Raw genomic sequence first — 13,243 nt, 5'->3', positions numbered from 1 at the left:
AAGTCCCATTCAAGCCACCGGTTCCGATGGCGTGGAGGAGGCATTGGTTTTGGGGTCCAGGCCCAACTTTTGGCCCCGCGCCGTGAAAGAGGTCCAAATCTGCCCCACGTCCGACCCTTGGGGTTGAGCCACCTCCGGCCGCCAGTCCATCACGAACTCGTTTCGGCCCGTGAAAGTGAGTTCATATTCCTTCGTGTGGTGGACGGATTTAGGCTTGGTGGGGCACGCCTCCTCGCAAAGGCGGCAATAGTTGCACTTGCCGAAATCGATTTTGTACCAAGCCAGATCTTTTTTCTTGGTTTCCTCGTTCCGTTTCGCTTCCAGGGAAATACACACCGAAGGACAGGCGCGAACGCACATCTCGCAGGAAATGCAGATCTCCGGATGGAACGCCAGGGCGCCGCGAAAACGCTCCGAGAGATTCAACTTTTCGTAGGGATATTGGACGGTGATGGCGGGAAGAAACAAATGCCGGAGCGTGATTTTCAACCCCTTCATCAATCCCACGGAGGTCTGAAACACGGTCTTAAGGTAAGCGAACATTACCGGCTCCTCATCAAAAACAGGAACCCGGCCAATGCGACATTGCCGAGGGACCAAGGCAGGAGGAACTTCCAGCAAAACTCCATGAGCCGGTCCACCCGAAGCCGGGGGTAACTCCACCGGAACAGAATAAACAGGAACGCCAGGAAAAACGTTTTTCCGAAAAACCAGACATAGGATGGAATGAAGTTCAATCGCGGGTGAGGGGCCCCGCCGCCACCCAGGAAAAGCACGGCGCCCAGGGCGCAAGCCAGGAACATGTAGGCGTATTCCGCCATGAAAAACATGGCCCATTTCATCCCTGAATATTCCGTGTGAAACCCCGACGTCAACTCCGACTCCGCCTCGGCGATGTCGAAGGGGGTCCGGTTGGTTTCGGCGATGGACGCGATCAAGTAAACGATGAAGGAAACCTGCCCCACCACGGGATAGAAAATGAACCACTTGGGGAGAAAGCCCTGCCAGAGGTCCCCTTGGTGAGCGGCGATGCCGCCCAGAGAAAGGGTCCCCGCCCACATCACCACCGGCAAAACCGAGATCACGCGGGGGATCTCGTAGGACACGACCTGAGCCGCGGCCCGCAGGCCCCCCAACATGGAGTATTTGTTGTTGGATCCCCACCCCGCCATCAAGAGACCGATCACGGAAAGTCCGGACACGCCGAGGACGAAAAGCAGGCCCACGTCCAACCCCACCGGCGCCAACCCCGCGTGCCCCAGCGGAATGGGAGCGAAACAAACCAACGCCGGCGCCACGGCGATCACCGGCGCGATAAAGTGTATTTTCCGGTCCGCCCCCTCCGGAATGAGATCCTCTTTCAACAACAGTTTGATGCCGTCGGCGATGGTCTGCAGAATCCCGTGGAACCGTCCCACCCGCATGGGCCCGAGGCGGACCTGGATATGCGCCGCGATCTTCATTTCCCACCACACGAGAAAAATGGGTAAAACCTGAATCAGACCCAGGACCACCATGCAGGGGACGGCGATGGTGACCGCCGTGGGAATCCAGGCCGGGCCTCCCTTTTTCTCCACGAAGGCCGTCAAAAGATCCAAAATTTTATGAAAGTATTTATCCGGTTCGCCGACGAGAACCGTTATCGCGAAAAGCGGCGCCAGGATGGCCGCCAAAACGAGCACCGACCGGAAATACCGGCGGCGTATGGCGGCGGGCGTCTGGGACGCCGACCAGGGGCCCGTGACCGCCCAGGGTCCGGAAGCCATTAGAATCCCGCTCCCCGTTTGAAACGTCTCACCGGTCCACCTCGCCCAACACGATGTCCACGGAACCCAAAATGGCCACCACGTCCGCCACTTTCCAGCCGGTCAGGATTTCCTGCAGGGTGGCGAGGTTGATGTAAGAGGGTGCGCGGAGATGCAGGCGATAGGGGCTTAAGCCTCCGTCCGACACCAGATAAACCCCCAGCAAACCCCGGGCTCCTTCCAGTTGCCCGTAGGCTTCCCCGGCGGGCGGGCGAAGGTTGGCTTTGGGAACTTTCCCTAAAATGTCCCCGGCGGGCACGCCGTCCAACGCCTGCTCCAGAATCTGACAGGACTCCTCAATTTCATCCCGCCGAACCATGTATCGATCCCAGCAATCTCCGTTCTGGCGCACGGCGGCGTTGAATTGGAATTTCGAATAGACGCCGTAGGGCCTGTCTTTCCGTAGATCCAGGGGGACGCCGCTGGCGCGAAGGTTGGGGCCGGACACGCCGTAGGCGATGGCTTTCTCTTTGGTCAAGAGGCCGATGCCTTTGGTTCGGTCCATGAAAATGGGGTTGTAGCTCAGAAGGTCGTCGTATTCTTTGAGGCATCCCTTCATGTGGGCCACGAACTTTTTGGCTTTTTCAATCCAGCCGTCGGGCAAATCGTTGGACACCCCGCCGATGCGGACATAGTTGTAGGTGATGCGCGCCCCGCAGAGCTGTTCAAAAAGGTCCAAAATCATTTCTCGTTCCCGCCCGAAAGCGTAGAGGAAAGGAGTGAAGGCGCCGATATCGATCCCGAAGGTCCCGATGAAAAGGAGGTGCGAGGCGATGCGGTTCATCTCTCCGGCGATCACGCGCAAATACTCCGCCCGCTGGGGAATTTCGACTTTCAATAGTTTTTCCACCGTCAGGCAGTACGCCCAATTGTTCAGCATGGCGCACAGATAGTCGTCCCGATCGGTGAGGATGACGAATTGCGGATACGTGCGGTTTTCAGCCAGTTTTTCCACGCCCCGGTGCAGATAGCCCACGTCCAGCGCGGCCCCCGTCACCACCTCGCCGTCCAACCGGAGGACCACGCGCAAGACCCCGTGGGTCGAGGGATGTTGGGGCCCCATGTTCAACAGCATCTCGTGTTCGGAAACCCGCTCCATTTTCGTTTCAAAGGAGGGGCCGGACAAAAGAGAGTCCGCGCGCTCGTTCACCGTGCCGGCCGGGAGAGACCACTCAGTGGGCACGGGACCTCCCCCAAACGAAATTCTCACCCTCCGCCCTTTTCAAAAGGCGGGATAAAGACGGCCTTTGCCGTTGGGCCCAGAGGCCTTTCACCAGGGTTTTCGCCTGAACAAAAGCGAAGGAACCACGCGCCTTTCCCTGGGGCGCCCTTTTTTTAAAAGAGAGGATCCGAAAATCCATCATCGCGCCCCCCCCGCCGGCGTCTTGGGCGTGCCCACTTCGGTCCCGTTGTCGTATTTGTCCCGGGTATGGACATAATCCTTTCGGAGCGGCCAACCGGAGTATCCTTCCCATAGGAGGATGCGCTTATGGTTGGGATGCCCGTCGAAGCGGATCCCGAAAAGATCGTAAGTTTCCCTCTCCTGCCAATCGGCGGCGGCGTAGGAAGCCACCAGGGACGGGAGGGAAGGTTCCCCCTCCCGTGGAAGATCCGCCTTGACGAAAACCTGAACGCCGGGATCGGAGGAACGTAAAAAGTGGTAGACGAGCTCAAAACGATTCTCTTTGGGAAAATCAACAGCGGTGAGAAAGTTCAAGAAATCAAACCCCAACTTGTCCTTGAGGAACGCCGCCAGCCGGCCCACCGATAAAGCTGGAACTTTGATTTGGAGCTCCTCGTTGCCCCGAACGAACTTCGGATCGGGGGACACTGTCTCCGCCGCTTCCGGAAATCGCGCCCGAATCTGATCGAGAAGGGAGGCGTTGTCGGTCATGTGGTTTTCACTTTGATGCCGGCGACGTACATGGTGTCGATCTTCTTTTGCAAAGCCAGGACGGCGTTCAAAAGAGCTTCCGGCCGGGGCGGGCAACCGGGGATGTAGAGGTCCACGGGAATGATCCGGTCCACGCCTTTCACCACGGAATAGGAATCGAAATAGGGGCCTCCGCAGTTCGCGCAGGCTCCCATGGAAATCACGAAACGGGGTTCCGGCATCTGGTGGTAAAGTTTTTCAATGGCGGGGGCCATCTTTTTGGTCACGGTGCCGGCGATGATCATGAGGTCCGCCTGCCGCGGGGAGGGGCGCGGGATGACGCCGAACCGGTTCACGTCGAAACGGGTGCCGTAGGCCGCCATCATTTCGATGGCGCAACAGGCCAGGCCGAAGGTCAAGGGCCAAATGCTGGATTTTCGCGCCCAATCGATGAAGAAATCCACCGTGGTCATGCTGATCTCGCCCAGCCCAGGAATTTTATAAATCGTCGAGGGAAGGACCTTTTCTTGAATTATTCCCATTGGAGCGCTCCCTGCCGCCACGCATAGACCAACCCCAGGAAAAGCACCCCGACGAAAACCATCACCTCAAGGAACCCCTGGACCCCCAGCGTTCTAAACTGAACGGCCCAGGGAAAAACGAAGAGCGCTTCCACATCGAAAATAACAAAAACCAGGGCGAACACATAAAATCGGATATTGGGCGAAACCCAGGCGGATCCGACGGGTTCCATCCCGCATTCGTAGGCGGTCAAATCTTTTTTCACCCCGCGTTCCCGGGCCAGATAAGCCACCCCCAGGAGAATCGGGAAAAAAGCCGCGGCGATTAAAGCGAAGACCAGAATGTGAAAATACTGAAGCGCCATCATTGTTATTTCCTTCCTAAGTAAAGAGACACCAATCCCCCCCACAGGGGCCGATACTCAAATCCGCTCAATCCGCATTCTTGAAATAACCGCTCGAAGGTTTCCGGGCCCGGGAGCGCCCGAATAGAAGCCGCCAGATAGGACCCCGGCCATCGCCGCCCGAATAAGATCCGCCCAAATAAAGGCAGGAAAGTTCGGGTGTAGATCCCGTGCCCCCACCGCATCCAAAGTTTGGTCGGGCGGGTGAGATCCAAGAAAACCAACCGCCCCCCTGGTCGAAGAACCCGGCACGCGTCGCGAACCGCGGCGGGAAGAATACCCCCCACCAAAAGATTCCGCAGAACAAAGGCGGAGACCACGCCATCGAAAGACCCGGACCGAAAAGGCAGTTGGTCCGCGCTTCCTTGAACCCAAACGGGGGAAGGACCGTCCCCACCCGCCCGGGCTTGGGCGAGCATGTCGAAGCTTAAATCCAACCCCACAGTCCAAGATTTTAAAGAGCGGCGGGCCTGCAGTCTCCAGGCCAAATCCCCGGTGCCCGTGCCAAGATCCAAAACGCGAGGGCAACCCGTTAACTCCGCCACCACGCTCCGTCTCCAGGCCTCGTCCATCCCGAGACTGGACCATCGGTTGAACCAACGGTAGCGCGGCGCCAGGGCCGAAAACATCCGGCCGATGATTTCCTTCGAAACCGTCTCCATCCCGTCCGACCCATCCGAGGCCCCGCCCAAGGATCTTCGTCCGTCAGACGAAGCGCAACGCCCACGGGGCGCGCCGGTCAGAAAGGAAAAGAAACCCTAATTGAAAAGGCGGGGTGCCTCGGTTTAAAGGTCTTCCGCGCCGAGTGTCTTTTTCTTTCCCTCGCTCAGGACCTTCTGGACGCAGACGTTCACCATCTCTTCCACTTTCTTGGACAGGGCTTCCACGTAATCGCCGCCCGTCCGCAGACCCTTCTCTTTCACCATCTTCTTGACCTTGCTCACCACAATATAATTCTCAGCCATGGGATACCCCTTCTCCGATTTATTGGAAGAACACGGATTAAATGAATTTAGGCCTTCCTTGTCAACGTTGTCTTTCCGCACGCCGGGCAATCCGGCCGCTGGACCGCGCTCTTTTCCCTCACCCGCATGCGTAAAAGATCCAACCCCCACAGCCGCCCCGCCAGGGTTTCACCCCGAGCCAACAGGACCTTGAGTCCCTCCGTGGCCATGAGCGCCCCGACGGTTCCCGCCACGGACCCGAGGATTCCTGCTTCGGAACAAGAACGAGCCAGGTCCGGGGAGGGCGGCTCGGGAAAAAGGCACTCGTAACACGCCGACTTTCCGGGAGCGACCGTCATCACCTGTCCCTCCCAGCGAAGCACCGCGCCCCAAACCAAGGGAACCCCCCGCGCCGCGCAGGCGGCGTTCAAGGCGTACCGGGTTTCGAAATTATCGGAACCGTCCAACGCCAGGTCGCACCCCGCCAATAAACCAGCGGCGTTGGCGGAGGTGAAACGGTTTTTTTTCGCCAGGACCCGCACCCCCGGATTGAGCGCCGAAAGTTTGTCCTTGGCGGACCTCACCTTGGGCCGGCCCACATCCGGGGAAAAATGCAAAATCTGGCGATGGAGGTTTGAAAGATCCACCGCGTCGTTGTCAACGAGGACCAGAGTGCCCACCCCGGCCGCCGTCAAATAGAGAGCCGCCGGAGAACCCAGCCCGCCCGCGCCCACCAAAAGAACCCGGGCCTTGGAAATTTTCTCCTGCCCCCCCCCGCCCACCTCCGGCAGAATCAACTGGCGCGCGTAGCGCTCCGCCCAGCCTTTGGAAGCACGCATTTTTTACGCCGCGCACTCTCCGACCCCGATGTCCGGTTTGAAATCCTGGGTCTCGCCCCAATCGAAATAGAGGCTGGGGTTGTCCGCATAGGGCGGGAGAGTGGTGAACTCCTGAACCAATTCTTTTAGCCGGGCCTTGCCGACCCGGTAAAACCAGGCGTCGAAGGTTTCGGAACTTTGCCGCTCGGCTTTGAAGGCGCCGATAACTTTTTTGACCGCGCCCGGAACAAGCCGGGCCGGCAGGGCCGCGATCACCTGGCCGAACCGGGCCTCGCCTTCTTTCGTCGATCCGCCCGCCAACATCATGTAATGGGGCACAGGACGTTCGCCCACCTTGCGGTAGGTTCCGTAGAATCCGAGACTTCCGATGTGGTGTTGGCCGCAACTGTTGGTGCAACCGGAGATCTTGATGTGGAGCCCTTCCAGGTCCACATCGGCCGAAAGACCGTTGGTGAACAATCCCCCAAAGCCATGGCCAGTTCCCGGGACTTGGTGACGGCAATTTGGCAGGTGTCCGCGCCGGGGCATCGGGTGATATCCGAAAGCCGGTTCCCCCCCGCCGTGCCGAGCCCGGCTTTGACCAGGGCATTGTAGAGCAACGGCAAATGATCTTGGCGCACCCATCGCAACAAGAAATTCTGTTCGATGGTGGTCCGCAGTCGCCCTCCGTTCAAGCGGCGAGAAATTCCGGCCAAGGCGCGCATTTGACCCACGGTGATGTCGCCCAAGGGGAGAACCACCGTGGCCCAGCTATACCCGGATTGGCGTTGGGGGGCCACGTTCGTGGCCTTCCAGCGATCGTAACCGGGGGCCGGGGTTTCCGTCGGGATAGACCCCGAAAGGACGGGGGCGGATTCCTCCACCAGGGGCACCGTCCAGTCGATGGACCCCGCCCGGGTCGACAAGACGGCCCGACGCTCGGCCTGAAACTTTTTCCGGAATTCGTCCGCCCCCCATTTTTTGACCAGGAACTTAATCCGGGCGTGAAGCTTGTCTTGGCGATCTCCGAAACGGTCAAAGAGCCGAACCACGGTCTCGATCGTCGGCATCAGAAGGTCGGCGGGAGTGAAATCTTCCAAACGGATGGCCACCTGGGGCGTGGCCCCCAACCCCCCACCCACATAGGTTCTGAAGCCGCGAACGCCCTCCCGAATTTCCGCCACGAAAGCCATGTCGTGAATGGACGTCAAGGCGTAATCCGTGGCCGTGCTTTCAAAAGCCATTTTAAATTTCCGCGGAAGGTTTTGGCTTAAGGGGTTGCGAAGAAAAAACTTAAACGCCGCGTCGGCATAGGGCGCCACATCAAAAACGTCATCGGGATGAACGCCCGTGTAAGGGTTCGCCGTAATGTTCCGCACGGTGTTGCCGCACCCTTCCCGGGGCGTGAGACCGGCTTCCGCCAGCCGCCGCATGATCTTGGGGGTGTCCTCCAGCGGGATCATATGGATTTGAAGGTTCTGCCGCGTGGTGAAATGACCGATTTTTGAGGGAGCGAAGATCTCGGTCACGTCGGCCATGGCCTCCAGCTGTTCCGGGGTCAGTTTCCCAAAGGGAACCTTGACCCGGATCATTTGCTTGTCCACCTGGTTTCGGATCCCGTAAATGCCATTGTTCAACCGGAAACGACGAAAATCATCCATTTCCATTTTCCCGGCCTTAAGAGAACGGACATTTTCCTCGAACTGACGGATTTCATTTTCAACGTAATCGGGAAGAACAGCCGACATGGGAGACTCCTTGGTCACTTCAATGGGCTCCTCGACGAAAGGCGCCGTTTCTTCGTCGCGAAACCAGGAACGGGCCTCGTCAAAAAGGCCTTTTTTAACCGAAACGATGACGTTGGACCAGCCCGCCAGAAGCGGTTGAGCCGCGTCCGTGGAGCTGGGCCGGGCCGGGTGGTCGGGATGGGTATGGAGAACCCCCACCAAATCCAACCCGTCTTTCGCCGCCTTCAGGACCGCTCGGTTGAAAGCGGCGGGGTCCATCACAAATTCAAACTGCCCTTCGGTTTCAGCTCGTTTTCCGAGCGTGTCCCGGGCCGCGGCCAAAACGCCTGGATGGGCCTTGGTCTTTTCCCTCAGCTGGTTGGCCAAAGGCTCGAACCGCACGACGCACCGGGTGCCTCCCTTTTCAAACCGTCCCACCAAAACCCCGCACCCTTCGAAGGGATAGCAACCCTCCGCCCAGGTTTTCAATCCGGCATAAACGTCCGGGGGCAAGACCAGGGTCACAGGTCGTGGTCCTTCATGTAGTCTTCGAAATTGTCTAAAAGGTCGCCCCAATATCGCGTGCGGAGATACCGTTCCCCGAATCCGGGAGAACCGTCACCACCACGCCGTTTTTTAGTCCCTGGGCCACTTCAAAAACACCATGGAGAGCGGCCCCGCAGGAGTATCCCACCAGAATTCCCTCTTCCCGCGCCATCCGACAGCACATTTCGTAGGCGTCCTCGGTGAAGACGGAAATTTTCCGGTCGTGCACGCGCGGGTCGTAGATCCCCGGCACGATGGAGGTTTCCATGTGTTTCAATCCTTCCAACCCGTGAAGCGGGGTGGCGGGTTCCACCGCGATGATTTGAACCTCCGGATTCAGTTCCTTCAGCCGCCGCCCCGTCCCCATCAAGGTGCCGCTCGTTCCGATACCCCCGATAAAATGGGTCACCCGCCCTTCCGTCTGGCGCCAAATCTCCTCCGCCGTGGTCTTGTAATGGGCCCGCCAGTTGTTGGGGTTATTGTACTGGTCCGGCATATAGTAACGGCCGGGGCTTTCCTTGAAAAGTCGATGGGATTCGAGTTGGGCCCCGTCCGTGCCCTCCAAGGGATCGGTGTAGGTGACCTTGGCGCCGAACGCTTCAATCAACCGACCTTTTTCCGAGGCGTTTTGCGGCATCACCAGCTGGACCCGGATTCCCAAGGCCGCCCCGATCATGGCGTAGGCGATTCCCGTGTTCCCCGAGCTGGAATCCAAGAGAATTTTGTCTTTGGTCAGTTCTCCCGAGGCCAAGGCCTCCAGCATCATGTTCTTAGCCGCCCGGTCTTTCACGGACCCGCCGGGGTTCAGGAACTCCGCTTTGGCGTACACCTCCACCTCTTCCGGCACCCAACGGGAGAGGCGGTCCAACCGAAGGAGCGGGGTGTTGCCGATCCGTTCCAGGAGCCCCACCCCATGGCGAAGCCGCTTGGCTGTCAACATGCCCCCATTATCTCGAATTATGACTTTTTCGTCAACATTTGATGAAAGAGGGTTCTTCAAGGCGGGATTTAGGAATTCAGGCCCAGCGGTGTGGTTGCGCGCCACCGGAACTCTCCCGGACCACCAACTTGGGTGGAAAGAGACGGTGGATCGGAGCGGAAACGGTTTCACTCTCCATCAGATCCATGAGCCGATCCGTGGCGGCCCGGGCGATGTCGTCCAGGGGCTGGGCGATGGAAGAAAGGGTGGTCTCGAGGATCGGGAGTCCGCAGACCGGAATGTCGTCGAAACCGATCAACGCCACGTCCTCGGGCACCCGGAGGCTATGCTCCCGAACGGCGGCGTAGGCCCCCATGCACATCAAATCGTTGGCCGCAAAAATAGCGTCCGGCCGGGCCCCGCGGCGACCCAACATTTTCAACACCGCGTCGTGGGCGGCGGACATGGAGTAGTAGGCGTTTTGCACGAGCTCCGGCCGGGGAACCTGCCCCCCTTCATCCAGAGCTTTCTTGAAACCCCGGAAGCGGTCGTTGGAACTCACCCACCCGGGATCGCCATGCAAAAACGCCACCCGCTTCCGCCCGGCCTCCAACAAATGTTTGGCCGCCAGGTAACCGCCCAGAACATTGTCACAATCAAAGGAATCGACACCCGGACAAATGAGGTTCGCGCTCACCACGGGAACGTCCCGCCCGCGAAGGGTTTGAAGCGCCTTGAAATCCGACGGACCAAAAGCGACGAAAAGCAGTCCCCCCACCCGCTTGCCTTGGTGAAGCCGGCAGGCCTCCGCCAAATCCAAATTTTTAAAGGCGTAGAAAGTGACTTGGTGATCCCGAAGTTGAGCGGCTTGAAGAACCCCCCGGATGACCCGGGCCGCGTAATCGTCCATGGAAGGGAGAAAACTTTCCGGAAAAACAAGGCCCACCACGGGCACCCGACCCGCGGCCAAACGGGAGGCTTGGGCGTTGGGGACGTAGTCTTCCCGCTTCAGATAACGCGCCACGCGTTCCCGCAGGAGAGGAGAAACGTTTTTCTCTTCGCGCAAGACCCGGGAAACTGTCCGTCGAGAAACCTTTAGTCGTTTCGCCAGATCTTCCAGTGAATGTATGGGCATCAGGGGTGTCTTTTGCCCGCGCGGGCAAGAAGTCGGGATATTGTAGTTTATTTTTCGAAGACGTCAATACTTCGGGATGGAAGAATCCACTTCGTCCGCCCAGGCCAGAATGCCGCCTTTGACGTTGGTGAGTCTTTTAAAGCCCATCTGTTTAAGAATTTGGATGGCTTTTTGGCTCCGGACCCCTGATTTACAGTGGACCACGATATCGTCTGCCGTGTCCAATTCGCCCGCCCGCTGGGCAATGTCGCCCAGGGGAATCAACCGCGAACCGGGAATGCGGGCGATTTCATATTCGTTCGGCTCGCGCACATCCAAAAGCACGAAACGATCTTTCCTGTCCAAGCGGGCCTTCAGGTCTCGCACGCTCATGTCCCCCCCGCCGTTCAAGGATTTCTCGGTGGACTCATTTCCCCGCCCGATCCCGCAGAATTGGTCGTAGTCGACCAGGGTGGTCACGGTGGGGTGGTCCCCGCAGACCGGGCAAGAGGGGTTTCGGCGAATCTGAAGCTCGTCAAAGGTCATCTCCAGCGCGTTGATCAAGAGGAGACGGCCCACCAGGGAACGCCCTTTCCCGATAATCAGCTTGATGGTTTCCGTGGCCTGAATCAGCCCCACCAGGCCGGGAAGGATCCCCAGGACCCCGCCTTCGGCGCAGGACGGCACTTCCCCCGGAGGCGGCGGTTCGGGATAAAGACACCGATAGCAGGGGCTTGCGGGGTCGCCCGGTTTAAAAACTGTGGCCTGGCCGTCGAAACGAAAAATGGAGGCGTACACGTTCGGCTTCTTCAAAAAAACACAGGCATCGTTGGTCAAGTAACGGGTCTGAAAATTGTCGGTTCCATCCACGACAATGTCGTAGTTCTTCAAAATATCCAGGGCCACCTCCCGGGTGAAGGGGACGGTGTAGGTTTTTACGGACACGTTGGGGTTGATGTCCTGAATAGTATCCTTGGCGCTTTCCACTTTCAAACGGCCCACGTCGGAGGTTCCGTGGATCACCTGGCGATGGAGGTTGGTGTGGTCGACTTTGTCGAAATCAACGAGTCCCAGCGTTCCCACCCCCGCCGCGGCCAGGTAGAGCGCGTTCGGCGACCCCAACCCCCCGGCGCCGATGAGAAGGACTTTGGCTTCCGCCAGTTTTTCCTGCCCCTCCACACCCACTTCCGGCATGATCAGATGACGTGAATAGCGCAACACCTGCTCTTGATTGAGTTTCACTTGACGACCTCCCGCAATTCGGCGAACGCGCTGATGAGAAAATCCGGAGAGTAAGACATTAACTCAACCCCGGTTCTAAATCCATAGGTGACGGCCGCCACCCGAACCCCCGCCGCCTGAGCCGATTGAATATCCATGGGGCTGTCCCCCACCATGACCGCCTGGTCCGGCAAGACTCCCAACCGGCGAAGGGCCTCCGTCACCGGTCCGGGGTCGGGTTTCCTCGTCGACAGTGAATCCCCCCCCAAGACCACCTCGAAAAGGGATTCCACCCCCAAGGCCTTCAGTGTTTTTTCCGTGTGCGCCATGGGCTTGTTCGTCACCACCGCCAACCCCCGCGGCCTTAAGGCTTTCAGCGTTTCAAGAACGTTCGGGTACAGTTAAATCGTGTCGGCGCAATGGTCCAAATAATAGGGAAGGAAAATTTCCAGCGCGCGTTTCATCGTTGGTTCGTCCAATACCCCGGCCGCCCGGGTGAGGAGCTGACGCACCCCATCCCCGACCATCTTTTCAACGCTCTCCAAAGAAAGGGGCGAAGGCCGCCCCAGGGCGGCCAACGTAAAATTGACACAGGCCGCGATGTCCCTCCGGCTATCGATCAGAGTCCCGTCCAGGTCGAACAGAACCCCTTGCACGTCCATGGAATTACTTGGGGTGGATCAAAGCCAAGAATTCGTCGCGCGTTCGCCCGTCGGTACGGAACAGGCCCAGCATCGAGCTGGTGACCGTCGGGCTGTTGATGCTTTCGGCGCCCCGCATTTCCATGCACATGTGCCGGGCCTCCATGACCACGCCCACGCCCAGGGGGCTACTTCGCGCATCATGACGTCGGCGATTTCGTTGGTCAGCCGCTCCTGCACCTGAAGCCGGCGGGAAAAGGCCTTCACGAGTTTTGGAATTTTCGAAAGTCCGATGATTTTTCCATTCGGCACATAGGCAACGTGACAGACGCCGAAAAAGGGGAGCAGGTGATGCTCACAAAGCGAATAAAAGGAGATATCCCGCACCACCACCATCTCGCTGTAGGATTCGTCAAACAAGGCGCGGTTGATGAGCTGTCCCACATCCACCGCATACCCCGATGTCAAATCTTTCCAGGCCTTCGCCACCCGTTGGGGTGTCCGAACAAGCCCCTGGCGGCGGGGATCTTCTCCAACCAAAACCAAAAGCTCTTCCGCCAACGTTTCCAGAGACCGCGCCGAAGGGACGCCGTTGCTCTTTAAGGGGGGGGCGGCAGGAGTCATGTTTACTTGTTTTGAGCCAAAAAAATCATCTCGCCCTCCGCCCGCCGTTTCAAACCATTCGACCTGCCCAGGAGAACCTCCCCTTG

13 protein-coding genes and 4 pseudogenes are annotated in these 13,243 nt (G+C 58.7%); all 17 read right to left on the bottom strand.

Features of this window, described 5'->3' with window-relative positions; translation table 11 throughout:
• Positions 1–9: 9 nt before the first annotated feature.
• The 17 genes and pseudogenes from IPP35_00835 to folE all read right to left on the bottom strand — a co-directional run bounded on the left by IPP35_00835 (position 10) and on the right by folE (position 13,157).
• Entirely contained in the window at positions 10–543 is a 534-nt protein-coding gene (locus IPP35_00835) for an NADH-quinone oxidoreductase subunit I (protein ID MBL0057685.1), read from the bottom strand.
• Positions 543–1,766: an NADH-quinone oxidoreductase subunit NuoH gene (nuoH, locus tag IPP35_00830; protein MBL0057684.1), complete on the bottom strand. Its 1,224-nt coding sequence runs from the start codon at positions 1,764–1,766 to the stop codon at positions 543–545. Before nuoH ends, IPP35_00835 begins: the two co-directional genes overlap by 1 nt.
• A 28-nt stretch (positions 1,767–1,794) precedes the next feature.
• Complete coding sequence (locus tag IPP35_00825) at positions 1,795–2,904, bottom strand: NADH-quinone oxidoreductase subunit D (GenBank protein MBL0057683.1); 1,110 nt, start codon at positions 2,902–2,904, stop codon at positions 1,795–1,797.
• Positions 2,905–3,165: 261 nt separating this feature from the next.
• The gene (locus IPP35_00820) at positions 3,166–3,699 is read right to left on the bottom strand and encodes an NADH-quinone oxidoreductase subunit C (GenBank protein MBL0057682.1); all 534 of its coding nucleotides are present in this window, start codon (positions 3,697–3,699) and stop codon (positions 3,166–3,168) included.
• Positions 3,696–4,220: an NADH-quinone oxidoreductase subunit B gene (locus tag IPP35_00815; GenBank protein MBL0057681.1), complete on the bottom strand. Its 525-nt coding sequence runs from the start codon at positions 4,218–4,220 to the stop codon at positions 3,696–3,698. The genes IPP35_00820 and IPP35_00815 overlap by 4 nt, the downstream gene beginning before the upstream one ends.
• Positions 4,211–4,567: an NADH-quinone oxidoreductase subunit A gene (ndhC, locus tag IPP35_00810; protein ID MBL0057680.1), complete on the bottom strand. Its 357-nt coding sequence runs from the start codon at positions 4,565–4,567 to the stop codon at positions 4,211–4,213. The genes IPP35_00815 and ndhC overlap by 10 nt, the downstream gene beginning before the upstream one ends.
• Positions 4,568–4,569: 2 nt before the next feature.
• Positions 4,570–5,295 carry a class I SAM-dependent methyltransferase gene (locus IPP35_00805; protein ID MBL0057679.1) on the bottom strand — a complete coding sequence of 242 codons (726 nt, stop codon included), beginning with the start codon at positions 5,293–5,295 and terminating at the stop codon, positions 4,570–4,572.
• A gap of 93 nt (positions 5,296–5,388) precedes the next feature.
• Entirely contained in the window at positions 5,389–5,568 is a 180-nt protein-coding gene (locus IPP35_00800) for a hypothetical protein (GenBank protein ID MBL0057678.1), read from the bottom strand.
• A 47-nt stretch (positions 5,569–5,615) separates the two neighbouring features.
• Positions 5,616–6,386, bottom strand: coding sequence for a HesA/MoeB/ThiF family protein (locus tag IPP35_00795; protein ID MBL0057677.1), 771 nt, complete (start codon positions 6,384–6,386; stop codon positions 5,616–5,618).
• Positions 6,387–6,389: 3 nt separating this feature from the next.
• A pseudogene (locus tag IPP35_00790) lies at positions 6,390–8,113 on the bottom strand (nitrite/sulfite reductase).
• Between the two features lie 63 nt (positions 8,114–8,176).
• Positions 8,177–8,671 (bottom strand): annotated as a pseudogene (locus IPP35_00785) (M67 family metallopeptidase).
• Positions 8,614–9,578 (bottom strand): annotated as a pseudogene (locus tag IPP35_00780) (cysteine synthase family protein). The pseudogenes IPP35_00785 and IPP35_00780 overlap by 58 nt, the downstream one beginning before the upstream one ends.
• Before the next feature lie 76 nt (positions 9,579–9,654).
• Entirely contained in the window at positions 9,655–10,692 is a 1,038-nt protein-coding gene (locus IPP35_00775; GenBank protein MBL0057676.1) for a LacI family DNA-binding transcriptional regulator, read from the bottom strand.
• 63 nt (positions 10,693–10,755) lie between these two features.
• Positions 10,756–11,865, bottom strand: coding sequence for a molybdopterin-synthase adenylyltransferase MoeB (gene moeB, locus IPP35_00770; GenBank protein MBL0057675.1), 1,110 nt, complete (start codon positions 11,863–11,865; stop codon positions 10,756–10,758).
• Positions 11,866–11,909: 44 nt separating this feature from the next.
• On the bottom strand, positions 11,910–12,293 hold the full coding sequence (locus IPP35_00765; GenBank protein ID MBL0057674.1) for an HAD-IA family hydrolase: 384 nt from the start codon (positions 12,291–12,293) through the stop codon (positions 11,910–11,912).
• The gene (locus tag IPP35_00760) at positions 12,294–12,554 is read right to left on the bottom strand and encodes an HAD hydrolase-like protein (protein MBL0057673.1); all 261 of its coding nucleotides are present in this window, start codon (positions 12,552–12,554) and stop codon (positions 12,294–12,296) included.
• Positions 12,555–12,558: 4 nt separating this feature from the next.
• Positions 12,559–13,157: pseudogene (gene folE / locus IPP35_00755) on the bottom strand (GTP cyclohydrolase I FolE).
• Between the last annotated feature and the right edge of the window lie 86 nt (positions 13,158–13,243).

This window comes from Elusimicrobiota bacterium (assembly GCA_016721625.1).
GTDB lineage: Bacteria > Elusimicrobiota > Elusimicrobia > FEN-1173 > FEN-1173 > JADKHR01.
The sequence above is the reverse complement of the archived record's forward strand: the minus strand, read 5'-3'. Positions and strand labels throughout refer to the sequence as shown.

Coding starts and splice junctions, on each gene's coding strand:
- ndhC (MBL0057680.1), bottom strand. CDS start 4,567: ATGATGGCGCTTCAGTATTTTCACATTCTGGTCTTCGCTTTAATCGCC.
- nuoH (MBL0057684.1), bottom strand. CDS start 1,766: ATGGCTTCCGGACCCTGGGCGGTCACGGGCCCCTGGTCGGCGTCCCAG.
- IPP35_00825 (MBL0057683.1), bottom strand. CDS start 2,904: ATGGAGCGGGTTTCCGAACACGAGATGCTGTTGAACATGGGGCCCCAA.
- IPP35_00795 (MBL0057677.1), bottom strand. CDS start 6,386: ATGCGTGCTTCCAAAGGCTGGGCGGAGCGCTACGCGCGCCAGTTGATT.
- moeB (MBL0057675.1), bottom strand. CDS start 11,865: ATGCCGGAAGTGGGTGTGGAGGGGCAGGAAAAACTGGCGGAAGCCAAA.
- IPP35_00775 (MBL0057676.1), bottom strand. CDS start 10,692: ATGCCCATACATTCACTGGAAGATCTGGCGAAACGACTAAAGGTTTCT.
- IPP35_00760 (MBL0057673.1), bottom strand. CDS start 12,554: ATGGACGTGCAAGGGGTTCTGTTCGACCTGGACGGGACTCTGATCGAT.
- IPP35_00815 (MBL0057681.1), bottom strand. CDS start 4,220: ATGGGAATAATTCAAGAAAAGGTCCTTCCCTCGACGATTTATAAAATT.
- IPP35_00800 (MBL0057678.1), bottom strand. CDS start 5,568: ATGGCTGAGAATTATATTGTGGTGAGCAAGGTCAAGAAGATGGTGAAA.
- IPP35_00835 (MBL0057685.1), bottom strand. CDS start 543: ATGTTCGCTTACCTTAAGACCGTGTTTCAGACCTCCGTGGGATTGATG.
- IPP35_00820 (MBL0057682.1), bottom strand. CDS start 3,699: ATGACCGACAACGCCTCCCTTCTCGATCAGATTCGGGCGCGATTTCCG.